This is a genomic window from Sorangium sp. So ce204, from assembly GCF_051526795.1.
GTDB lineage: Bacteria > Myxococcota_A > Polyangia > Polyangiales > Polyangiaceae > Sorangium > Sorangium cellulosum_B.
In genome coordinates, this window is sequence record NZ_CP150317.1 from 6,573,661 (window position 1) to 6,595,165 (window position 21,505).

Below are 21,505 nucleotides of genomic sequence, written 5' to 3' on the forward strand. Positions count from 1 at the left end.
CCCCGCGCCGGAGACACGGCGGGCCTCGTCGCTCAATCCTCCGGCGAGTAGTCGCAGACGCCACCCGCGAGATCGGCGCAGGACCGGTCCTCTTCCTCGTAACACTCGGCCGTGCGCTCGATGGCCGTGGCATAGGACGCGCGGTCGGACAGCTCGAGGCACAGCGCGACGCACGTGTCCTTTCCAGGGCTGTCGGTCTGGCACTCGGCGTTCTTGGTGCAGACCACCTCGCACGCGTCGATGTCCGACGAGCATCCAGGGGTGGGAGCGAGGAGCAGCAGGGCCAGGAGGAGCGCGGGACGGGGCATGGCGAAAGTTCCAGCGGCCATCGGAGCACGCGGCCGAGCCGGCGGCGAGAGGCGAGCAGGGGGCGGCCGCGCGTCGCCGGCTCGCCCCTGCCCCGGATCCCTGCTGGAAGCGCGCGCCGCCGGAGGCGAATCGAGCTCGTGAGCCCACCGGCGAACTCCGTGTTCCGCCCGAGTCGTCAAGCGCACCAACGGAGATCGGATTTCTTCTCAGGGTGTCAGGCCCGGCTCCATCGCCATCCGACCCGCCATGCACCGAGCTCTACAGGCCGATCCGTCATACCGACGATTCGGTTGTGGAGCAGCCCCCGGCCGTTACGTATGCTCCAGATCTCCGCCCGTCAAAAGCGTGCGTTCCCATGGCGCGCAGGACGAGCAGAAGCGTAGGTGTATATTTCCCACGCCGCTACACCAGGAGTCGCTGTGGGATAGCAAACGTTGGAGGTGCCATGAAGTCGATGCATTTTCTGGGTTTCTTCGTGCTCGGCACGATCGCGGCGGCCGCCGCAGGCTGCGGCGGAGACAACGACGGCGAGGGAGGCGGCGGCGGCGAGGGAGGAGCCGGGAGCAGCACCACGACGTCCTCCGCGACCACCGGCCCCACCGCCGGCAGCACCTCCACGGGCTCAGGCGAGGTGGACGACGGGAACGACAGCCCCGAAGAAGCAGAGCCGATCCAATCCGAGGACGGTTGGCTCGAGGGGACGCTCGAGCCGCTGGACGAGGACGCTGACTACTACAGCTTCACCGGAGCCAAGGGGCAGCCGGTGTACATCCTGAGCGACGCGAGGCCGCCGGATGACGAGAGGGATCCGACATACCCGGATACCGTCCTCACGCTGCTCGACGCCGACGGGAACCAGCTCGCGCAGAACGACGACCCGGCCCGGGGCTTCACCAATGACAGCGAGCTGCTCACCGTCCTGCCAGCAGACGGCGAGTACTTCATCGTCGTCCAGGATTGCAACGCCGCCTTCCCGCAGTTCGCCTTCCCGAACGGCTGCTTCGACCCCGCCGAGGTCGTGAGCTTCGACTACGGGGTGGCGCTCCTTCCGCTCGATGTGGCGGAGAGCGAAACTGACAGCCTCATCAGTGAGGCCGAGCCCAACAATGACGCCGAGCACGCCGTGCAGCTGCATTATGAGCTGAACAACGACGAGTCGGGGTACTTCACCACCTTCGCGTTCGGCAATTTCGAGAGCGCGACCGACGTCGACGTGTATTCGTTCACCCCGCCGGAGACCCCCGCGGTCGACAACGTCATCCTCGCCCAGCTGATCGCCGACCAGCCGACAGGGATCGAGGGCAACGGGTCGACGGTGAAGGTCAGCGAGATCGCCGTGTTCGCTTCGACCGATCTGACCAACGCGTACGCGAAGGTGGACCCGACGAACGGCGGCGATATCACCCTCCCGGTGGAAGCCGGGCAAGAGTACCTCGTCTTCGTCAAGCGCCCTGCGGGAGAGGTAGGAAAGAACGACTTCTACATCCTGCTGCACAACCGCATGAGCTCCGATCCCCTCGAGGCCGAGGAGGAGACCAACGGTGTCGTGGAGACGCCGGAAGGCGGCCTGGTCTCCTTCCCCAACGGGGGAGGCGGCGTCAGCTACGCGATCGAGGGCCAGCTCGCCGACGGAGAGACCGCCGACGTCGACATCTATGCGGTCCCCCTCGAGGACGTGGAAGAGGGCTGGACGTTCTCGGTCGTCTGCGAGGCGCAGCGCAACGGGTCCGGGGTCCGCGAGCTCAGCGCCGAGGTGCTGAACGGAGACGGCACATCGATCGACGCCGCCACCTACTCGGCCACGGAGACCGAGGACGAAGACCTGTACGTCGAGCGGGTCGTGATCCCGGAGGCCCCTGCGGACAACCGGCTGCTCGTCAGGGTATCGGCCGGGACGCCCGCCGCCGACGTGACGAGCCGAGGATACAACTGCCTCTTCGCCTACCTGCCGCCGGAGACCGAGTGAGGCTCTGAAGCACCTCATGGCGTGAGCGCCCGTCCCCCGGGCGCTCGCCGCCGGGTGCGCCAGAGCACGCGACGCCGGACCGCGCTCGAAGGCCGGCACCGCGCGCGTCGTCGTCGGCACACCGGGCGCGCCGATCGCCGGCGGCTCTCCCCGGGCCTCCCCGCTCCCCGTGGTATAGCCCGACCGACATGAAGGTCGGCACCACACCCGCGCGCTCAGGGCTCCTCTCACTTCTCCTGCTCGTCGCCTGCAACGCTGGCACCCGGACCGGTGGGGTCTCCTCGCCGGCCACGGCCGGCAGCGCCTCGCCGCAGGGCCCGACGTCGACGCCGGCGACGACCGCGCCGTCCGAGACGCCGCCGCGCGCCGAGTTCGATCCCGTGGCGCAGGGGCTCACCGTGGAGGGCGTGAAGCAGCTCTGCGACGAGCACCTGCGCGCCGCGGAGGGGCACCTCGACGCGATCAGGGCGCTCCGAGGCGCGCCGCCGGAGAAGCTCACCTACGCCGCGACACTCGGGCGGTTCGACGACGCCACGCTCGAGGTGAACAGCGCGGGCGAGTTCCCGTACCTGATGGGGGTCGCCCACCCGGACGCGGCGGTGCGAGAGGCCGCGAGGCTCTGCGAGCCGAAGGTCGACAGGTTCACGACCGCGATGTGGCTGGACGCCGATCTCGCCGCCGTCATCGGGGCGTACGCCGCGAAAGGCGACGCGCGCGAGGCGTTGAGCGGTGAGCGCGCACGGCTGCTCTCCGACGTCCTCCGCGACTTCCGCCGCAACGGGCTGTCGCTGCCGGTAGACCGACAGCAGCGCCTCCGCGACGTGAACGAGCAGATCACCCGCATCGGGCAGGAGTTCATGTCGAACCTGTCCGCGTCGACCGCATCGATCGAGATCGCGCCCGCCTCCCTCCAGGGGCTGCCCAAGGAGTACGTGGCGAAGCACGCGCCCAAGGCGAACGGCAAGGTCGAGATCACCACCGACTACCCTGACTTCTTCCCGTTCGTCACCTACGCCAAGGACCGCAAGGCCGCGCTCGCCCTCTACGTCCTGTTCACCAACCGCGGCGGCGAGAAGAACGTGAAGCTGCTCGATCGCCTCCTCGCGCTCCGCTCCGAGAAGGCGAAGATGCTCGGCTACAAGAGCTGGGCGGACTACGCCATCGAGCCGCGGATGGCCAAGACGAGCGGCGCCGTGCGCGGCTTCCTCGACCAGGTCAGGACCGCGCTGAAAGAGCCCGCCAAGGCCGAGTTCGCCGCGCTGATGAAGGAGCACGTGCGGCTCGGAGGCAAGCCGACCGACAAGCTCCCCCCCTCCGATCGCTACTACCTCGAGGATCGGGTCCGCGCGTCCACCTACCAGTTCGACTCGCAGGCGCTCTCGGATTACCTCGAGCTCGGCGCGGTGAAGCAGGGGCTCATGGACATCACCGCGAAGATGTACGCCCTCGAGTACAAGGAGGTCCCCGCGAAGGCGTGGCACCCCGACGTGACCGCGTACGAGGTGCGCTCCGAGGGCAAGCTGATCGGCAAGTTCTACCTCGACCTGTACAGCAGGCCCGACAAGTACAAACACGCGGCGATGTTCACCGTGCGGACGGCGAAGCTGCTCGACGACGGGTCGTGGCAGAGCCCCGTCGCGGCGCTCGAGTGCAACTTCCCGAAGCCGGGGGCGCAGCCGGCGCTGATGTCCCACGAGGACGTGGTGACGTTCTTCCACGAGTTCGGGCACGTGCTGCACCACCTCCTGACGCGCTCGGAGCTGGCCTCCTATTCAGGGACCGCGACGGTGCGCGACTTCGTCGAGGCGCCGAGCCAGATGTTCGAGGAGTGGGCGTGGTCGCGCGAGGTGCTCGATCTGTTCGCGAAGCACCACGCGACCGGCGAGAAGATCCCGGACGCCCTCTTCCAGGCGATGACCCGCGCGCGAGGCTTCGGCCGAGCGCTCGCGACGCAGCGGCAGCTCACGCTCGCGTCGATCGATCTGGAGCTCCACACCCGCGATCCGGGCTTCGACGCGACCGTGGTCGTGGAGCAGGCGCAGCGCGCGAACGAGTCCTTCGCCTTCGTGAAGGGGACGCACCTGCAGTCGAGCTTCGGGCACCTCATCACCTACGACGCGGGCTACTACGGCTACCAGTGGGCGCTGTCGCTCTCGCGCGACGTGCTCACCCGCTTCAAGCAGGAAGGCCTGCTGAACCCCGCCGTCGCGCGCGCGTTCCGCGACGAGGTGCTCGCGAAGGGCGGCGGCGTCGATGCGGGAGCGCTCGTCACCCGCTTCCTCGGCCGCCCGCCGAGCCACGACGCGTACCTCGCCTACCTCCAGGGCAAGGAGTGAACGGCAGCTTCAGGGCTCGATCGCGACGCCGAGCTCCTCGCGCAAGGCGTGGTAGGCGTCCGAGACCGTGAACGACAGGAGATCGCCGATCTTCTCCTCGGGCGTCAGAACGCCCGGCGCGTCTCCCCGCGAGAGCGACGACGCCGCCACCGAGAGATCGCCGGTCAGCAGATAGCCGACCCGGGCAGCGCACCGCTCGACCGATCCCACCCAGTGCGCGAGATCGAGCGGCGCGCGGATCTCGTAGAGCTCGAACACCGCGGCCTCCAGGGCGTCACGCTCGCTCTCCGTCAGGTGCTCGTCGAGGAGGGGCACCAGCGCGAGCACCGCGCCCTCGAGGTCGGCGGGGACGAGCTCCGACGGCCGCGCCACCTTCACCGCTGCGGCAAGACAGACGCCGAGCTCCTCGAGCGACGGGAAATGGAGCAGCAGCCGGTGCGGGCCGACGTGGTACGCGACGTGGCTGCCCACCAGGAACGCGAGCTCGGCCGCCGTCCTCCCGCGGAGCGCCTCGCCGCCGACGAGCACGCTCGACTCCTCGACCGCCACCGAGGCGACCGCGATCGGCGCGTCCTTGCGGAGGTAGACCGCCGGCGCGGCGATCCCGAGACACCGGCTCGCCCACGAGAACAGGCGGACCACGCCCGCCGCGTTCCGCTCCGCGTCGGCGCGCGCGGCCGGATCGAGCTGGGGAACCCGCTTCTCCCGCACGCGCTGGGCGAACCGCGCGCGGATCGCGGCGCCAGCGACCGACGCGAGGACCTCCTCGAGCGCGCGATCGCGATCGCCCGCGCGCAGGAGGTCCCACGTCGCGGCGCTCAGCCCGCGCGCAGGCTGGACGAGGCCCGCCGGGCGGTGCTCCTCGAAGATGAAGCGCTCCCGCGCCTCGGCCGCGCCGAGGTAGACAGCCACGCTCGCCGCGGACCACGCCTGGTCGACCCGCCTCAGCTTCTGGAACGTGTCGAACAGGTCGTGAAACACCTGGACGTTGCCGGGATCCAGCACCGCCGCGGCCTGGAGGTGCGCGGCGGCGCGCTCGAGCCGGCCGGCGGTCCGCGCGAGCGACGCCGCGCTGAGCCGCCCCGGGACGTCGTCCGGTCGCTCGTCCACCGCGCCCTCGAACGCCTCCAGCGCGGAGCTGGGATCCTCGAGGTGATCGCGGAAGAGCATGCCGAGGCGGCGGCAGAGCTCCCAGGTGACGTCGCTCCGGACGCGCAGGTCGGCGATGCGCTGCGCCCGATCGAGCATCCGCCGGTACGCGAGCTCGAGCTCGCCCCATTCCTGCCGCGCCGAGAGGAGGATCGCGATGAGGGAGAGCGGATCGAGGAACGTGGGATCGGCGTCCAGCGCGCGCTCGAGCAGCTCGATCCCGTCCCGCTCCCGCGTGACCTCGGTCAAGGTCGCGCGGGCCTCGCCCTGCATCGCGGCGCGCGCGAGCTCCAGGAGCGCGACCGCCCGCTCCCTGGGCTCCTCCATCCGCTCGATGAGGCAGCGGCGCGCCTCGATCGACGCCTCGACGTCGCCCGCGGCCTCGTAGAGCCGGCCCAGGTCGCGCAGGACCGCGGGGTCGTCGGGGCGGAGCTCCCGCGCCCGCTCGAGGAGCTCCAGCGCGCGCGCCGGCTCCCCGGCGATGCTCTCCCAGCGCTCTGCGGACTGGACGAGGAGCCCGAAGCGATCGCCGTCCCCCTCGACGCGCGTGAGCAGCCGCTCCTCCGCGATGCGCAGCCGGACGAAATCGCGCGCGGCGAGGTGGAGCTCGACCAGGGCCTCGAGCGCGGGCCGGTGCTCCGGCGCGAGCGCGAGCGCCTTGTCGAAGCTCTCGATCGCCTCGCGGTGCCGCTCCTGGCGCCATCTGGTCTGGGCGATGCGCAGGTGCACCTCCGCGCGGGCGTCCCGGTGCGCGACGCCGACGAGCGCGAGCGCCTTCTTGTACGCCGTGAGCGCGCCGTCCAGATCCGCGGCCGCGGCGAGCATGTCGCCAGCCGCGAGGTACTGCGCGACCGGATCGTCCGGCGCCGGCGCCGGCGTGGTGGCGGCGTCCCGCTCGTCCGCGACGACCAGCTGCGCTGCGTCGGGCCTCTCCGCCGGGCGCGCGCCCGGGGCGCCGCCGCGCGGGACGAGCACCGAGAAGGAGCCCCGCCCGCCCGTCCGCGCGAAGCACGGGATGGCGCTGGCGAGCTCGGCGTTCTCCTCCACGCGGCGGATGATCGCCTCCGCGGTGAGGCCGCGCTCCGGCTCGGCCTCGTCGAGGTGCTCGACGAAGGCGCGGGTGAGCACCGACGGCAGATCCGCGTCGAGCGAGCCGATCGGGTGGGCCGCGACGAGGAGCTCGACCCCCGTCACGGAAGACGCCACCGCCTGCTCCGCGGCGGCGACGACGGCGCGCGAGGTCGCCCCGGGGCCGTGATGGCACTCGAGGACGAAGAGCACCTCGCCGCGCGCGCGATCGCGGAACACCGCGGCGATGTCGCTCAGCGCGTCGCCCAGGCCGGGGTTCTCGGGGTCGAGGCAGAGGAAGAGCTCCCCGTCCGGCGACAGCGCGACCGCGCTGGAGGCGTAGAAGAGGAACAGGGTGGACGCATCGTCGCGCGCGGCGTCCTCCGCGTCGACCAGCGTCCTCCGCGTCGCGACGACCTCGTCGAACAGCGCGTCGAGCTGCTCCGCGAGATCCCGGGCGGGATCGACGTCGATCACCCGGAAGCCCGCGTCGTCCAGCGAGAGGCGGGCCCGGATGAGATCTCCGTCGAGCGAGCCGGGCGCCGGCCGCTGATCGCGGTGCAAGCTGGGCGTGGCGACGATGGCCAAGCGCATCAGGGCGCCCTCTTCTCGTTGCGTACGCGCATGCAGGCGAGCAATCTACCCAGGGCCGCGCCCGAAGCGAAGCGGGTTGCCACGCTGCGCCGCACCACGGCGCAGCGTGAGGTCCCCCGCACGAGAGATCGGCCGGCAGAGAACAGGCATGAGCGAAGGCAGGCGTCGTTGGTGGACGGAAGCACCCCGAAGCGCACGAGCAGCTCGCGCCGCGTCAGCCGCGTCGGCTGCGTCAGCTGCGTCAATTGCGCTCGCGGTCGCCCTCGCGTCCGGCTGCGGGAGCGTGTGCGACGAGGCGACGGAGCACACCGAGGAGTGCGGCTTCCACGGCGGCGGCATCTCCGCCGAGGCGTCGTGCGACGGCCGCGTCCGGTGCGCGTCGGCGTGCGCGGCGGAGGCTCCCTGCGGCGCGTTCGACGGCACCGACGCGGCCGCGCTCGATCGGTACCAGCGCTGCCTCGAAGCTTGCTGAGCCCGCCGCGGCGCTCAGCGGGCGGCCCGGACGAGCGCGGCGCCGTCCGGCGGCCGGTCCTCGTCCGGGCCGAGGCACAGCAGCGACAGCTCCTTCCAGGGAGCGAGCCCCTCGCCGCCGAGCGGCTCGAGGTGGACGAGGACGTCCTCGAGCACGCGGCCGAAGCCGTAGACGTCATCGCGCGGATCGCTCGCCCGCCCGGCGAGCCGCTCCGGTGAGACGTAGCCTGGGCTGCCGCCGGCGGACGGCGCGCCGCGCGGCCTGGCCAGCCCGAAGTCGGTGAGCACGGGCTCGCCGAGGTTGCGCAGGAGCACGTTCGCCGGCTTCACGTCCGCGTGGACGTAGCCGCGCTCATGGATCCGGGCGAGCGCGCGCGCGAGCGGACGCGCCCACCGCGCGATCGGCGCGAGCGCCGCCGCGTCGCCGGCGCGGAGCACGTCTCTCACCGACCCCCGCGCGATCCACTCGAGCGCGATCCACCCCTCCTCGGGGTCCGCGTCGAAGACCCGCACGACGCCGGGGCCCCCGAGCGCCGCGGCGAGCCGCACCTCGCGGGTGAGGTGCGCCCGGTCGCCGCCCCGCCCGTGGTAGACCTTGAACCCGATGCGCCGGCCGAGCACCTCGTCCTCGGCCTCGTACACCGCGCCGGCGCCGCCGCGCGCCACCTCCCGGAGCAGGCGGAACGGGCTCTTGCCCGCCGAGGGCGCCACCACGGTCGCGTCGTCCAGGCGGGCGACCGCGGCGGGCCGATCCGCGCCGAGCGCCGCCCGCCAGCGCTGGTGGCGCTCGCGCGCGCCCGGCGCGCCGATCTCCCGGACGAGCACGCGCTCGATCGCGCCGACCGCGCGCGGGAGCTGCCCCAGCGAGGCGTAGAGATCGGCCGCGAGGACGAGGCCTTCGGTCGAGGACACCGGCTGCGCGCGCGACGCGCCCCCGCGCTCGCGCGACGCGGCGCCCTCCAGCACGGCGAGCGCGCCCTGCTCGTCGCCCCGGGCCGCGAGCAGATCCGCGCAGGCCACGCGGATCGGATCGGGCAGCACCCGCTCCTCCATCGCCGCGACGAGGTGCGCCACGGCCTCCGCCTCCCGGAGCGTCCCGCGCGCCCGCCGGAGCACGGCGATGACCTCGTCCGTCGACGGCCCCTCCCGCGCGCCGGCGCTCCGCAGGCGCGCGATGTCGTCGCTTCCTCCTTCGCGCGACGCGCGCGCGTGCGCTTGCGGCCGCTCCGCTCGCGCAGGATGCGCGCTGCCCCCGACGTCCGCCCCGCCCGGCCCGGCGCCGCCGCGCGCGTCCGCCGGAGCACCGCCGTCCGCCGCGGCGCCGCCGAGGCGCTCCTTGAGCCGCCGCCACAGGCTCACGCCGCGCCGCCCTCGGCGCCGCCGCGCCGGATCGACGGAGCCTCGCCCGCGGGGGGCAGCCGGAAGACCGCCGTCCCCCCGCGCGCCGAGGCGATCGCGTCGCCCGCGCAGAGCTCGACCGACGGCGCGAGCTGGTAGTCGCCGAGGAACGGCGGCGGCGCCCCCGGCGGCGTCTTCAGCGCGACGAACGCCGAGGCCCCCGCCCGATCGACGCGGATCCGCCAGGGGCCGACCGGCAGATCGCCGAGCGGCGCCGTGAAGCGATCGCCCGCGATCTCCACCACGCACCCCTCCCCGGTCCGCGGCGTGATCGCGCACGGCACCTCCCCGCCCAGCAGGAGCTGCACGCCGCGGCCGACGGGCAGCGGCCCCGTGAGCCGCGCGCCCGCCAGCGTCGTGCCGTTGCGCGTCCCGAGATCCTCGACCTCGACGCCGGACGGGCCGCGCCGGATCCTCACGTGCGTCCTGCTGACGGCGCGGGACGCGACGACGATGGTCGCCTCGCCGCGGCCGATCGTGACCTCGTCGCCGAGCGCGCACCGCAGGAGCGCGCCGCCGAGCTCGAGCGACAGGATCGGCCCCGAGAGGAGCCGCGCGCGGATCGCGCGCAGGGCGTCGGCCACCTGCTCGCCGCCGCGGTTCCCCGCGATCCAGGCCTCGGCCACCGCGATCGCCTCGCGGCGCTCCGCCATCCGGTCGAGATCCGCGATCGACCGCAGGACGGCGGCGAGCTCTCGCTGGTCCCTCTCGACGGTCATCGCGGAGCGGAGCCGCTCCTCGAGCCGCTCGATCGCGCCCGCCGCGGCCAGCACCCGCGTCTCCGACTCGGTGTCGCCCACCAGGGCGTACGCGTCGGCCGCGCGCTCGAGCTCGCCCGCCTCCTCGAGATCGCGCGCGACGGCCAGCGCCTCGCTCCGCATCACGCTCGCGCCCCGCGCGCGCACCAGATCGAACGCGAGCAGCGCCTTGCGCCCGAGCGCCGAGCGCTTGAGCTCCGGGCTCTCTGCCATGCGGGACGCCGACGCGCAGAAGGCGATCCGCTTCTCGACGCTGCGCTCGGCGTCCGCCCGGAGGAGCAGGACCCGGGCCGCGTCGTCCGGCATCCCGGCGTCGAGGTACAGCTCGACCGCCCCCGCGAGATCGCCGGCGAGCTCCTTGGCCTCGGCCGCCCTGCGTCGGCTGTCCCCCCGCCTGAGCCCGAACCGTTCAAAGAGACTCACGCAGCGCCATCCTCGCCACCGTCCGACATCCTACCCTTGATGCGCGCCGGCCCCAACCGCCAGCGTTGACTCCCTCCCTCGTCACCCGCAGGATTTGCGGCCTCGATGTCGACAACGAACCGCCTCGGCGAACTGCTCGTCCGCGAAAAGCTCATCAGCCTCCAACAGCTCAGGCAAGCCCAAGAGGAGCAGCGCAAGACAGGTCAGAACCTCGGGTACGCGCTCGCCAAGCTCGGGTACATCTCCGACGGAGAGATCACGAGCTTCCTCTCGACGCAGTACCGCGTCCCGGCCGTCGCCCTCGACGAGTACGAGATCGACGCGGAGGTCTCGCGCCTCGTCTCGCGGGACGTCTGCGAGAAGCACAAGATCATCCCCATCTCCAGGTCGGGGACGGCGCTCGTCGTGGCGATGGCCGATCCGACGAACCTCCACGCGATCGACGACATCAAGTTCCTCACGGGCTTCAACGTGGAGCCTGTCGTCGCGTCCGAGACCGGCATCACGGAGGCGATCGAGCGCGCCTACAACGTCGGCCCCTCCTACGACGAGGTGCTGAGCGAGTTCGGGGAGGAGGAGGTCGGCTTCCAGGTCGAGGCCGACGACGTGAACGTCCTCGAGCTGGAGAAGGCCGCCGAGGGCGCGCCCGTGGTCCGGCTCGTCAACGCGATCCTCCTGAACGCCATCAAGAAGGGCGCGAGCGACATCCACGTCGAGCCGTACGAGAAGAAGCTCCGCGTGCGCTACCGCATCGACGGCGTGCTGATGGAGGAGATGCAGCCGCCGATCAAGCTGAAGAACGCGATCTCGAGCCGCCTCAAGATCATGAGCTCGCTCGACATCGCCGAGCGGAGGCTCCCGCAGGACGGCCGCATCAAGCTGAAGATGGGCAGGGGCCGGGAGATGGACTTCCGCGTCTCGGTGCTGCCGACGATCTGGGGCGAGAAGATCGTCCTCCGCCTCCTCGACAAGTCGAACCTGCAGCTCGACATGGCGAAGCTCGGCTTCGATCCGAAGCCGCTCGCCGACTTCAAGTGGGCCATCAGCCAGCCGTGGGGCATGGTCCTCGTCACCGGCCCGACCGGCTCCGGCAAGACGACGACGCTCTACTCGGCGCTGTCGGAGCTCAACCAGATCGGCTCGAACATCAGCACCGCCGAGGACCCTGTCGAGTACAACCTGCACGGCATCAACCAGGTGCAGATGCACGACGACATCGGGCTGAACTTCGCGATGTCGCTGCGGTCGTTCCTCCGGCAGGACCCGGACATCATCATGGTCGGCGAGATCCGCGACTTCGAGACGGCCGAGATCGCCGTCAAGGCCGCGCTCACCGGCCACCTCGTGCTCTCGACGCTGCACACGAACGACGCGCCGTCGACGATCTCGCGCCTCCTCAACATGGGCGTGGAGCCGTTCCTCATCACCGCCAGCGTGAACCTCGTGCTGGCCCAGCGCCTCGCGCGCAAGATCTGCCCCGACTGCCGCGTCCCGCTGAAGGTCGACGCGAGGGTGCTCCTCGACTTCGGCTTCACCGAGCAGCAGGTGGCGCGCGCGGAGCTCGTCCGCGGCGCGGGCTGCAAGACCTGCAACGGCTCGGGCTACAAGGGCCGCGTCGCGCTCTACGAGGTCATGCGGTTCACCGACGCGCTGAAGGAGATGGTCCTCCAGGGCGCGTCCACGGCCGAGCTCAAGGCCGCCGCGATCAAGGGCGGGATGCTGACCCTCCGGATGAGCGGGATCGAGAAGGTGCTCGCGGGCGTCACCACGACCGAGGAGGTCGGCCGCGTGACGATGGGGGACTGAGCGCATGACCACCGAGCTCGTCGGACAGCAGGAAGGCCTCCGGTACACGCTCCAGCAGCTCCTCCGCGCGATGGTGGAGAAGGGCGCGAGCGACATGCACATCACGAGCGGCACGCCGCCGCTCCTGCGCATCGACGGCACGGTGGTGCCGCTGAAGCTCCCGCCGCTCATGCCGAGCGACACGAAGCAGCTCTGCTACTCGGTGCTGAGCGAGGAGCAGGTGGCCGCGTTCGAGCAGCGCAACGAGCTCGATCTCTCGTTCGGCATGAAGGGGCTCGCCCGCTTCCGCGCCAACATCTACATGCAGCGCGGCGCCGTCGCCGCCGCGTTCCGGCAGATCCCCTTCCGGATCATGAACTTCGACGAGCTGGGCCTGCCGCCGGTCGTGCTCGACATCACCGCCAAGCCCCGCGGCCTCGTGCTCGTGACGGGCCCGACGGGCTCGGGCAAGACGACCACGCTCGCGAGCATCATCGACAAGATCAACTCGGAGCAGCGGCTGCACATCCTCACGATCGAGGATCCGATCGAGTACCTGCACCCGCACAAGCTGTCGCTCGTGAACCAGCGCGAGATCGGCTCCGACACCGCGTCGTTCAAGGACGCCCTGCGGTACGCCCTGCGCCAGGATCCGGACGTCGTGCTCGTCGGTGAGATGCGCGACCTCGAGACCGTCGAGTCGGCGCTGACGATCGCCGAGACCGGCCACCTCGTGTTCGCCACGCTCCACACGAACTCGGCGATCTCGACGATCAACCGCATCATCGACGTCTTCCCGCCGCACCAGCAGTCGCAGGTGCGCCAGCAGCTCTCGTTCACGCTCGTCGCCGTGATGACGCAGCTCCTCCTGCCGCGCGCGAACGGCCCTGGGCGCGTCATGGCGATGGAGGTCATGATCCCGAACGCGGCGATCCGGAACCTCATCCGGGAGGACAAGCTCCACCAGATCTACTCGCAGATGCAGGTGGGCCAGGCCGGCAGCGGCATGCAGACGATGGCCCAGTCGCTCGTGTCCCTCTACCAGCGCCGGATGATCACGCTGGAGGAGGCGTTCGCGGCGGCCGCCGACGGCGAAGAGATCCGGGCGATGCTGGAGCCCCGTCAGGCGGTGAGCTCACGGAACAGCGGCCCGAAGCAGGGTTGACCACAGCGGCGCCCTGCCCTTCGGTTCACCCTGCACGCTCGACGCGCCTCGCGGCTCACGGCGCGGCGCGCCAGTAGGCGGGCGGGCAGGCGGGCGGGCGCCGCTGGCATCCAGAAAATCGCAGTAAAATCGATGCCTTGGAGAGGGGGCTCCACACTTTTTTGACATCTACCCAACCGTTCAGTAGGTTCCGCCCGATGCAGGGGCTCACCGAGCGACAACAGCAGGTGCTTCACTATATCCGGCAGTCGATCAGCGAGCGCGGCTACCCGCCGACGCTGCGCGAGATCGGCGCGCATATGGGGATTCGCTCGACGAACGGGGTGAACGATCACCTCCGGGCGCTCGAGCGCAAGGGCTACCTCACGCGCGAGGACATGAAGTCGCGCGCGCTCCGCCCGCGCGATCTCGACGGCGCGGGCGCCGGCGGCGGCGCCGATCTCCGCGGCGCGCTCGTGAACGGTGGGAACGACGCCCCTGCAAATGACCAGGAGGACGACCTCGTCGAGATCGCGGTCGTCGGCCGGATCGCCGCGGGCCTGCCGATCCTCGCCGAGGAGCACGTCCTCGATACGGTCCGGATCGAGCGCACGCTGGTGCGCGGCGGGCGCGAGGTGTTCGGCCTGCGCGTCACCGGCGACTCGATGATCGAGGCGGGCATCTTCAGCGGCGACTACATCTTCGTGCGCCGGCAGCTCACCGCGCAGCGCGGCGACATCGTGGTGGCGCTGATCGGCGACGAGGCGACCGTAAAATACTTCTTCCCCGAGAAGGACTACGTGCGTTTCCAGCCGGCGAACGCGGCGATGGCGCCGATCCTGGTCCGGGCGAGCGACTTCAAGCCCGCGATGCTCCTCGGCGTGGTCGTCGGCGTCTACCGGAAGCTCTGACCTCACCTTTCCCTTACCCGAGCCGGTTGACGTGCGCCGAGCGGCCTTGATAGCGTCGCGACGGCCGGGCAGACGGTCTTAGGTGCCCGCTCCAGAAAGAACGCGATCGTGACGACGCACGGGCGGCGATTCGGGACTTGGATTTCAGGCGCGGGTGTGGTGCTCGCGGCGGCTCTCACGGGCGGCTGCGGCGGTACCCTCTACGCGTTCACCGCGAACTCGGCCTCGAGCAAGCTCGAGACGGCCGAGGCGCTCGGCGCAGAGAAGTATGCGCCGTACGAGTACTACACCGCGCGCGAGCACCTCTGGAAGGCTCGGGAAGAGGCCGCGGCCGCCGACTACGGCGACGCGATCGACTTCGCCGACGTCGCAGAGGAGTACGCGGACAAGGCGATCACCCTAGCGAAACAGGCGCACGAGGGCGCGGGTCGATGAGCATTGGAATGACGCGCCGCAGTTCCCGCCGCGCCCGTCGCGCAGGCGCCGTCGCTGTCGTGGCGATCGCCGGGGCCGCCTTCTCGTGCACGCAGGTGCCGGTCATGCGCGGCGACATCGAGGCGCTGACCACCATCGCGAAGCAGGCGGAGCGCAACGGCGCGCTCCGCTGCGCGCCGCGCGAGCTGGCGATGGCGAAGTCGCACCTGTCGTTCGCCTCGGTCGAGCTCGATCAGGGCTTCTTCGTCCGGGCCAAGGAGCACCTCGACATCGCGAAGGCGAACACGCACGCCGCGTACGACCTCTCGCCGCCGCAGAAGTGCGCCGAGCGCGGGTTCGTCGAGGAGGCGCCGCCGCCCAAGCCCGGAGACTGCGACGGCGACGGGCTGCTCGATCCGCAGGACAAGAAGTGTCCGTGCGACGCCGAGACCTGGAACGGCTTCCAGGACGATGACGGCTGCCCGGACGATCCGGACACGGACGGCGACGGCCTGACGGACAGCAAGGACAGCTGCGTGCTCCTGCCCGAGGACAAGGATGGCTACCTCGACGAGGACGGCTGCCCCGAGCTCGACAACGACCTCGACACGATCCTCGACGCGAACGACAAGGACAGCACGGGCAAGAACTGCGCGAACGATCCGGAGGATCCGGACGGCTACGAGGACGCCGACGGCTGCCCCGAGCCGGACAACGACCAGGACACCGTGGTCGATCTCGAGGACCAGTGCCCGAACGAGCCGGGCGTGGTCGGCGGCGACAAGCCGGGCTGCCCGAAGAAGCCGAGCCTTGTCATCGTCACCGAGAAGGAGATCAAGATCACGCAGCAGATCCACTTCGAGTTCGACAAGGACAAGATCCGGCCCGAGAGCTTCCCGATCCTCGACGCCGTCGTGGACGTCCTCCAGCAGAACCCGAAGATCAGGATCGAGATCCAGGGGCACACGGACAACAAGGGCGCCGCGGCCTACAACAAGAAGTTGTCGGATCGGCGTGCGGCCTCGGTGAAGAAGTACCTGGTGGCCAAGGGCATCGACGAAGCCCGGCTGACATCGAAGGGGTACGGCATGGAGCAGCCGATCGTGCCGAACACGTCCGACCAGAACCGTGCCCTGAACCGGCGCGTGCAGTTCGTCCGCACGGAGGGCGCGCAGTAGTCCAGCCGTCGCGGGGGCACCGCCTGGCGTATCGGGGTACGGTCGCTCTCGACCGCGCAGCCCAGGGGGCCGGACCCGGCCCCCTCCTCCTGAAAGCAAGAGCCCCTCCCCAGCACACCCTGGAGGTCTGAACCCGTGTTTTCCCGTCGTTCACGCCGCGCTCGTCTCGCGTCTGCACTGGCTTCGCTGTGGGTCCTCGGCGCGCCGGCGATCGCCGGCGCCGCCGGCGAAAAGGACGCCGAGGCGATGAGGCTGCACAACCAGGCGATGGACGATGACTACCTCTCTGTCGAGTTCGACAAGGCGGAGAAGAAGCTCAAAGACGCCCTGAAGAAGTGCGACAAGAACGCGTGCTCGAAGCAGGTGGTCGGCAAGCTGCACATCGCGCTCGGCACGGTGTACGGCGGCGGCAACAAGCTCCGGCAGGCCAGGGCCGAGTTCGTGCTGGCGCTCCAGGCCGATCCGAAGGCGGCGCTCATCGACGCGCTGACGACGACCGAGCTGGCCCAGGCGTTCAAGGAGGCCCAGAAGGAGGCGCAGGCCGCCGGGAAGGCGCCTCGCGACGGCGGCAAGGCCACGAAGGCCGCGGCGGGCGACGTTCCCCACACGCCGGTGGCGGAGCAGGCGGTGAACACGCCGGTGCCCGTGTATGTCGAGATCCCGGAGGAGATCGACGCGTCCAAGGCGACGCTCCGCTACAAGCCGTTCGGCTCGCCCAAGTGGAAGTCGCTCGAGATGAAGCGTATCGAGGGCGGCTTCGGGGTGGAGATCCCCTGCGAGGATGTCACGACGACCGGCGATATCCGGTATTTCGTCATCCTGAGGGACGAGGCGGGCGATCCGGTGGGCACCGCCGGTTCGATGCAGGCGCCTCACCGGGTGCCGATCAAGAACGAGATCGAGCAGGAGCCGTCGCTGCCTGGCCAGGAGCCGCCGAGGCGGTGCGCCGCGAAGGAGGATTGCCCGCCAGGCCTGCCTGGCTGCCCCGAGGCTGGCGGCCAGCGCGGGGACAAGACCTGGGGTGCGGCCTGCGAGGCGACCGAGGAGTGCCAGTCGGGGCTCGCCTGCGTGAACGGGACCTGCGAGCAGGGGAGCGACGAAGGCGGCGGGGCGTCGAAGGGCAAGGGCAAGGGCAACCGCAACGTGGTCGGCGTCTCCGGCCAGCTCGACCTGCTCCTGGTGCGCAGTACGGATTACGTCTGCTCGGGCAGCGACGCCGCGTACGCCTGCTTCTATCCGGGCGGCGACGGCCGGCAGTTTTACGGCGAGCCCGCGGATCTGGAGGGAACGAACGGGGTCAAGGGCGGCCTGAGCCTGGCTGGGTGGCGGGTGATGCTGTCGTACGATCGGCAGCTGTTCTCGGACCTGTCGCTGCTCCTCGGCGTGCGGGTCGGATTCGCGTTCGGCGGCTCGCCGTCTTCCAAGAACGCGCCGAACCCGTGGACGGACGAGGCGGGCAATGACCTGCAGAACCCGCATCTCCAGGCGCTCAGCTTCCTGCCGCTCCATGCCGAGCTCCGCGCCACGTATTTCCTCCTGGGGGATCGGATCGTCGAGAAGGGCGGGTTCCGCCCCTATGCCTTCGCCTCGCCCATCGGGCTGGCCCAGGTGAACGCCTCGGTGCCTGTGGATGTGTGCGATCGCCGCACCGAGGAGGGGGATCTGGTGCGCACCAGCAGCAGCAACAGGTGTCTGGCGAACACCCGCTACGTCGAGAATCTCGACGCCTACCAGATCACCGGGCGGAACTTCTCCGCGCTGGGCGCCGGTGTGGTCTACGGCATCACCCAGAACTTCGGAGTCTCTGCCGAGATGAAGGTGATGCTGATGTGGCCAACGCTCGGCCTCGTCCTGGCCCCCACCGTCAGCCCCGTGTTCGCCTTCTAGCGCCGCCTCCCGCACCTACAGCGACATCGCCGACGCGCAGACGTGCTCCAGCGCGCCGTCCCCGCCGCAGCGCAGCGCGTCGATACAGCCGAGCCCCTCCGCCCCCGCTCCCCTTTCCAGCCGCAGCGCGGGGGGTGCCCGCACAGGAGACGGGCCCAGATCGGCGTTTTCGGCGCGGAAGCGCACTCCGGTGCGGTGAGCACCGAAAACGTCGAGATGGGCCCGTATCCGAAGCGGGCGCCCCCCGCGCTAAAGATCGAAGTGTTCGGTGCCGAGCAGCTGGTAGAGTCCGTAGAGCGACCCGGCGTCGTGGTGCTCGAAGCGAACGCCCGCGCGCGCCGGCCGGCCCGCCGCACCGCGGCGGATCCAGGCGATGCGACCGCGGAGGCTCAGCGGATCCCACAGGTTCGGGGCGGTGACCTCGAGCGTCACCGACGCCTCGGGATCCAGGAGCTCCGACGCGAGCTGGGCCTCGGACAGCTCGATGCCGGCGCCGCCCAGCCCCAGATCGCGGATGCGAACGCCGTGCTCCTCGATCGACTGGCGATCGCGCAGCGTCGCCCCAAGATCGACGCGTCGCCTCGCGTGAACGCGAAAGTGGTCCCGGACAGCCATCCTGGCGCATTCTCCAGTCGACGCGAACATATCACGAGAGACGCGCGCCCACGCTCGGTTCGCCATGCCCTGCGGCGCAGGGGCGCGGGCGCGAGCGCGGTGACGCGCGCCGCGCGAACAGCATGCTCGCCCGGTCGCCCATGGCTGCGTTCGGTAAAGCGACCGTCACGTGTTAGCCTTTGGGCTTCGCGGCGAACCTTGGGTAACATGCGGACCACATCCGCTGGAGCGAGTCGCGAGCGAGTCGCGAAGTAGACGGGAGTTCTACCCTGATGGCCCAGGACACACGCAAAGATCCGCGAGCGAGAGTGCTGCAGATGACCGTCCGCTACAAGAGCGCCACGGTCGACGAGTTCATCGAGCACCACTCGCATGACGTGAGCCGTGGCGGCATCTTCATCAAGACGCCGTCGCCCTTCCCCGCTGGCACGCTGCTCAAGTTCGAGATCCGTCTGCAGGACGAGCAAGCCGTGATCGCCGGCGTCGGCCGCGTCGTGTGGAAGCGCGAGCCCGCGCAGGGGAGCGACGCGCACCCGGCGGGCATGGGCGTGAAGTTCATCAAGATCGATGAGAAATCCAAGGCCGTGATCACCCGGCTCGTCGACGCGCAAGCGGGCGCCGGGTCGGCGTTCGAGGCCGGCATCACCGACCGCGCGGATCTGGGCGACGACGTGCAGGAGATCACGGCGCCGTCGGCGACCGCGAGCGCGCCGCAGGCCGAGCCCGCGGCCTCCAAGGCAGCGCAGGCGCAGGTCAAGCGGGCGTCGACGATGCTGGGGCTCGGCTCGATCGGGGCGAAGGGCGACGCGGGCAAGGGCGAGGCGAAGAAGGCCGACGTCGCGGAGGGCGGCAGCTTCTTCCCGCAGACGAACCCCGAGAAGGAGATGCCGCCGCCCGACGAGCGGACGATGATGAAGCAGGCGGCCGAGCTGCTGAAGCAAGCGCTCGCCGATGCCGGCGGCTCGCTGGACGAGATCGGCCCGTCCAAGGAGCCGCTCATGGCCGCCCCGCCGAAGAAGGCCGAGCCCGCTCCGGCGCCGAAAGAGGAGCACGTCAGGCCGCTGGCCGAGCCGGCGGCGATGCCGGTCCAGGCGGTCGCTCAGCTGGCGAACGAGCGGGAGGCGCGGGACGAGGCGCCCGCGGCCGAGGCGAGACCAGCGAAGGCGGCCGCTGCCAGGAGGCCGGCCGAGGTCGCGGACCGGGCGCCGGCGGAGGATCCGCACGGCAAGCCTGCGCGCCAGGACGTGAAGGCGGCCGACGATCAGGCGAAGGCGAAGCCAGCGGCCGCCAAGCCCAAGGAAGACAAGGCGGCCACGGCCAAGGCCGCACCCGCGGCGCAGACTCCGCTCGCACAGGAAGAGGAGAGCAGCGGCACCGGGCGGCTGCTCACGATCCTGCTTGTCGCGGCGGCGCTCTGCGGCGCGCTCTGGCTCGTCTTCGGGCAGAGCGACAAGCCCTCCGCGACCCCGCCGGCCGCGCCGGAGCAGCCCGCGGCGAAGCCTGCAGCGCCGGCGGAGAAACCTGCGGCTCCCGCGGAGAAGCCTCAGCCGACGGAGGTCGTGCCCGCGGCGACGGACAAGGCTGCGCCCGCCGCGACGGCGGCGCCCACGACGACCGCCGAAGCGCCGGCGGCGCCGGCGGCGAGCGCCACCCCGCCCCCCGGAGCGACCGCGGAGCCCGCGGCGCCCAAGGTGACGGCCGAGCCTGCGGCGCCGGCGCCGGCGGAGCCCGCGGCGCCCAAGGCGACCGCGGAGCCTGCAGCGACCACCCCGGCGCCGGAGCCCGCGGCCCCCACGGCGACGGCGGCGCCCGCGGCGCCCAAGCCGGCGGCGCCCAGGCCCAGGCCGGCCGCGCCGAAGCCGCCGAAGAACGACGATCCCTACGGTTGATGACCAGGCCGCGGGTCCTCCGCGGGAGAGGCAGCTGCGATGAGCGGCTCGGTGAGTCACGTCGGTGAATCAGGGCTGGGCCGCTCGAAGGCGGCCGCCACGCTGGCCGCGCTGGGCCTGCTGGCCGCGACCGGGCTCGTCTGCGGCGCGGTCGCGCTGCGCGATCCGACGGCCGTGACGGCGCTCGAGGGAGGCGCCAGCGCCTCGCCGAGCCCTTCGCCGGCGGCCGCGCCCAGCAGCAGCGGCCGCGAGAGCAGCAGCGCGCCGGCCCCCGAGCCGGCGCCGGCGCTCGCGCCCGCGGAGCCCGAGGCCCCGGCGAAGGCGCCGCCTGCCCGCGCTCAACCCGCGGAGCTCGAGAGCGCCCAGGCCGCGGGGAGCGCGGCGCTCGGCTCGCTCGCGCAGCGGTATCCGGAAGACCCTGCGGTCCTTCGGGCGCTCGCGGTGGCGCAGGGGCGCGAGAAGGCGATGGCGGCCGCGCTGCTCACGGCGCAGCGGCTGTTCGAGATCGCTCCCGAGGAGGTCGGGAACGACGATCTCAAGCAGATCATCCTGAGGGCGGCGAACGGCACCCCGGACCTCGCCCTCACGGCGTTCGATCTGATGGCCAAGCACATGGGAAGCCGCGGTCCCGACCTGCTCTACGAGGTGGTGACCGCGCCGAAGTTCGGCGATTGGCCGAGGGACCACGCGAGCACGCGGCTGATGGAGAGCAGCGTGCGGCAGCTCGCGTCGCCGGCGCTGCTCGTCGCCGACGATCTGCGCCGCCTCACGGACTGCCCCACCAAGGCGATGCTCGCCAGGGCGCGCGAGGAGGGCGATGTCCGCGCGCTCCATTACATCAAGGCGTTCGGCACCCCCCAGCCATGCCGGGGCCATCGGACGCGCAAGTGCCTCAGGTGCGGCCCCCTCCAGAAGGAGCTCCGCGCGACGGCCAGCGCCATCGAGAAGCGCAAGAACGACAAGGCGGCGGCAGCGCCGCCCGCCGCGAGCGCTGCTCGCTGACCGCCTTCGCCTCGCCAACCCCGGAGCGGCCTGTTCCCTCGCATCGCCGCTGTCGCGCCTCGACGTGACGGCGGCGACCGGCCTTCCGCCCTGCCAGCCCCGCAGCGCTGCCGGCACGCATGGAGGTCCCAGGACGGCCGCGTGGGCGGCTCGATGCTCCGAAGCAGCCGCTCAACAGGCGCTGGGAGCGGCACGGCCACGCATGCAG

16 protein-coding genes are annotated in these 21,505 nt (G+C 71.4%); 11 read left to right on the top strand and 5 right to left on the bottom strand.

The window, feature by feature from the left end; genetic code table 11:
* Positions 1 to 32 precede the first annotated feature (32 nt).
* Positions 33 to 308: a hypothetical protein gene (locus WMF22_RS24445; protein ID WP_437301478.1), complete on the bottom strand. Its 276-nt coding sequence runs from the start codon at positions 306 to 308 to the stop codon at positions 33 to 35.
* Positions 309 to 754: 446 nt separating this feature from the next.
* On the opposite strand from WMF22_RS24445, the gene WMF22_RS24450 reads away from it, so the two are divergent.
* Complete coding sequence (locus WMF22_RS24450; RefSeq protein ID WP_438037180.1) at positions 755 to 2,275, top strand: PPC domain-containing protein; 1,521 nt, start codon at positions 755 to 757, stop codon at positions 2,273 to 2,275.
* A 188-nt stretch (positions 2,276 to 2,463) separates the two neighbouring features.
* The gene (locus WMF22_RS24455; protein ID WP_438037181.1) at positions 2,464 to 4,611 is read left to right on the top strand and encodes a M3 family metallopeptidase; all 2,148 of its coding nucleotides are present in this window, start codon (positions 2,464 to 2,466) and stop codon (positions 4,609 to 4,611) included.
* Positions 4,612 to 4,620: 9 nt separating this feature from the next.
* Here the strand turns inward: WMF22_RS24455 and WMF22_RS24460 are convergent, their stop codons facing one another.
* Complete coding sequence (locus WMF22_RS24460; protein ID WP_438037182.1) at positions 4,621 to 7,422, bottom strand: tetratricopeptide repeat protein; 2,802 nt, start codon at positions 7,420 to 7,422, stop codon at positions 4,621 to 4,623.
* A 283-nt stretch (positions 7,423 to 7,705) separates the two neighbouring features.
* Here WMF22_RS24460 and WMF22_RS24465 point away from each other — a divergent pair, with 283 nt between their 5' ends.
* Positions 7,706 to 7,894, top strand: coding sequence for a hypothetical protein (locus WMF22_RS24465; RefSeq protein ID WP_437301482.1), 189 nt, complete (start codon positions 7,706 to 7,708; stop codon positions 7,892 to 7,894).
* A 14-nt stretch (positions 7,895 to 7,908) separates the two neighbouring features.
* Here the strand turns inward: WMF22_RS24465 and WMF22_RS24470 are convergent, their stop codons facing one another.
* Both WMF22_RS24470 and WMF22_RS24475 read right to left on the bottom strand, forming a co-directional pair.
* Complete coding sequence (locus WMF22_RS24470; protein WP_438037183.1) at positions 7,909 to 9,252, bottom strand: serine/threonine-protein kinase; 1,344 nt, start codon at positions 9,250 to 9,252, stop codon at positions 7,909 to 7,911.
* Positions 9,249 to 10,472 (bottom strand): FHA domain-containing protein, encoded by a 1,224-nt coding sequence (locus tag WMF22_RS24475; RefSeq protein ID WP_437301484.1) that lies wholly within the window; start codon positions 10,470 to 10,472, stop codon positions 9,249 to 9,251. The genes WMF22_RS24470 and WMF22_RS24475 overlap by 4 nt, the downstream gene beginning before the upstream one ends.
* Positions 10,473 to 10,577: 105 nt before the next feature.
* Between WMF22_RS24475 and pilB the strand changes: the two genes are divergently transcribed.
* The 6 genes from pilB (at position 10,578) to WMF22_RS24505 (ending at position 17,791) form a co-directional block, all read left to right on the top strand.
* A complete protein-coding gene (pilB, locus tag WMF22_RS24480; RefSeq protein WP_437301485.1) occupies positions 10,578 to 12,278 on the top strand; it encodes a type IV-A pilus assembly ATPase PilB in 1,701 nt (566 codons plus the stop codon).
* Positions 12,279 to 12,282: 4 nt separating this feature from the next.
* Positions 12,283 to 13,422 (top strand): type IV pilus twitching motility protein PilT, encoded by a 1,140-nt coding sequence (locus WMF22_RS24485; RefSeq protein WP_438037184.1) that lies wholly within the window; start codon positions 12,283 to 12,285, stop codon positions 13,420 to 13,422.
* A gap of 197 nt (positions 13,423 to 13,619) precedes the next feature.
* A complete protein-coding gene (gene lexA, locus WMF22_RS24490) occupies positions 13,620 to 14,312 on the top strand; it encodes a transcriptional repressor LexA (protein WP_012237101.1) in 693 nt (230 codons plus the stop codon).
* A gap of 159 nt (positions 14,313 to 14,471) precedes the next feature.
* Complete coding sequence (locus tag WMF22_RS24495) at positions 14,472 to 14,747, top strand: DUF4398 domain-containing protein (RefSeq protein ID WP_438037185.1); 276 nt, start codon at positions 14,472 to 14,474, stop codon at positions 14,745 to 14,747.
* Positions 14,748 to 14,755: 8 nt separating this feature from the next.
* Positions 14,756 to 15,904 carry an OmpA family protein gene (locus tag WMF22_RS24500; RefSeq protein WP_438037186.1) on the top strand — a complete coding sequence of 383 codons (1,149 nt, stop codon included), beginning with the start codon at positions 14,756 to 14,758 and terminating at the stop codon, positions 15,902 to 15,904.
* Between the two features lie 246 nt (positions 15,905 to 16,150).
* Positions 16,151 to 17,791, top strand: coding sequence for a hypothetical protein (locus WMF22_RS24505; RefSeq protein ID WP_438037187.1), 1,641 nt, complete (start codon positions 16,151 to 16,153; stop codon positions 17,789 to 17,791).
* Positions 17,792 to 18,040: 249 nt separating this feature from the next.
* On the opposite strand, the gene WMF22_RS24510 is transcribed toward WMF22_RS24505, so the two are convergent.
* Positions 18,041 to 18,406 (bottom strand): PilZ domain-containing protein, encoded by a 366-nt coding sequence (locus WMF22_RS24510; RefSeq protein WP_012237106.1) that lies wholly within the window; start codon positions 18,404 to 18,406, stop codon positions 18,041 to 18,043.
* 272 nt (positions 18,407 to 18,678) lie between these two features.
* On the opposite strand from WMF22_RS24510, the gene WMF22_RS24515 reads away from it, so the two are divergent.
* A complete protein-coding gene (locus tag WMF22_RS24515; protein WP_437301489.1) occupies positions 18,679 to 20,295 on the top strand; it encodes a TIGR02266 family protein in 1,617 nt (538 codons plus the stop codon).
* Between the two features lie 51 nt (positions 20,296 to 20,346).
* Complete coding sequence (locus WMF22_RS24520; RefSeq protein WP_438037188.1) at positions 20,347 to 21,297, top strand: hypothetical protein; 951 nt, start codon at positions 20,347 to 20,349, stop codon at positions 21,295 to 21,297.
* The last annotated feature ends 208 nt before the right edge of the window (positions 21,298 to 21,505 follow it).

What these genes read in the sequence shown, in the direction of transcription:
- WMF22_RS24445 (WP_437301478.1), bottom strand. Translation starts at nt 308, where the DNA reads ATGCCCCGTCCCGCGCTCCTCCTGGCCCTGCTGCTCCTCGCTCCCACC.
- WMF22_RS24450 (WP_438037180.1), top strand. Translation starts at nt 755, where the DNA reads ATGAAGTCGATGCATTTTCTGGGTTTCTTCGTGCTCGGCACGATCGCG.
- WMF22_RS24455 (WP_438037181.1), top strand. Translation starts at nt 2,464, where the DNA reads ATGAAGGTCGGCACCACACCCGCGCGCTCAGGGCTCCTCTCACTTCTC.
- WMF22_RS24460 (WP_438037182.1), bottom strand. Translation starts at nt 7,422, where the DNA reads ATGCGCTTGGCCATCGTCGCCACGCCCAGCTTGCACCGCGATCAGCGG.
- pilB (WP_437301485.1), top strand. Translation starts at nt 10,578, where the DNA reads ATGTCGACAACGAACCGCCTCGGCGAACTGCTCGTCCGCGAAAAGCTC.
- WMF22_RS24485 (WP_438037184.1), top strand. Translation starts at nt 12,283, where the DNA reads ATGACCACCGAGCTCGTCGGACAGCAGGAAGGCCTCCGGTACACGCTC.
- lexA (WP_012237101.1), top strand. Translation starts at nt 13,620, where the DNA reads ATGCAGGGGCTCACCGAGCGACAACAGCAGGTGCTTCACTATATCCGG.
- WMF22_RS24500 (WP_438037186.1), top strand. Translation starts at nt 14,756, where the DNA reads ATGACGCGCCGCAGTTCCCGCCGCGCCCGTCGCGCAGGCGCCGTCGCT.
- WMF22_RS24505 (WP_438037187.1), top strand. Translation starts at nt 16,151, where the DNA reads ATGAGGCTGCACAACCAGGCGATGGACGATGACTACCTCTCTGTCGAG.
- WMF22_RS24510 (WP_012237106.1), bottom strand. Translation starts at nt 18,406, where the DNA reads ATGGCTGTCCGGGACCACTTTCGCGTTCACGCGAGGCGACGCGTCGAT.
- WMF22_RS24515 (WP_437301489.1), top strand. Translation starts at nt 18,679, where the DNA reads ATGGCCCAGGACACACGCAAAGATCCGCGAGCGAGAGTGCTGCAGATG.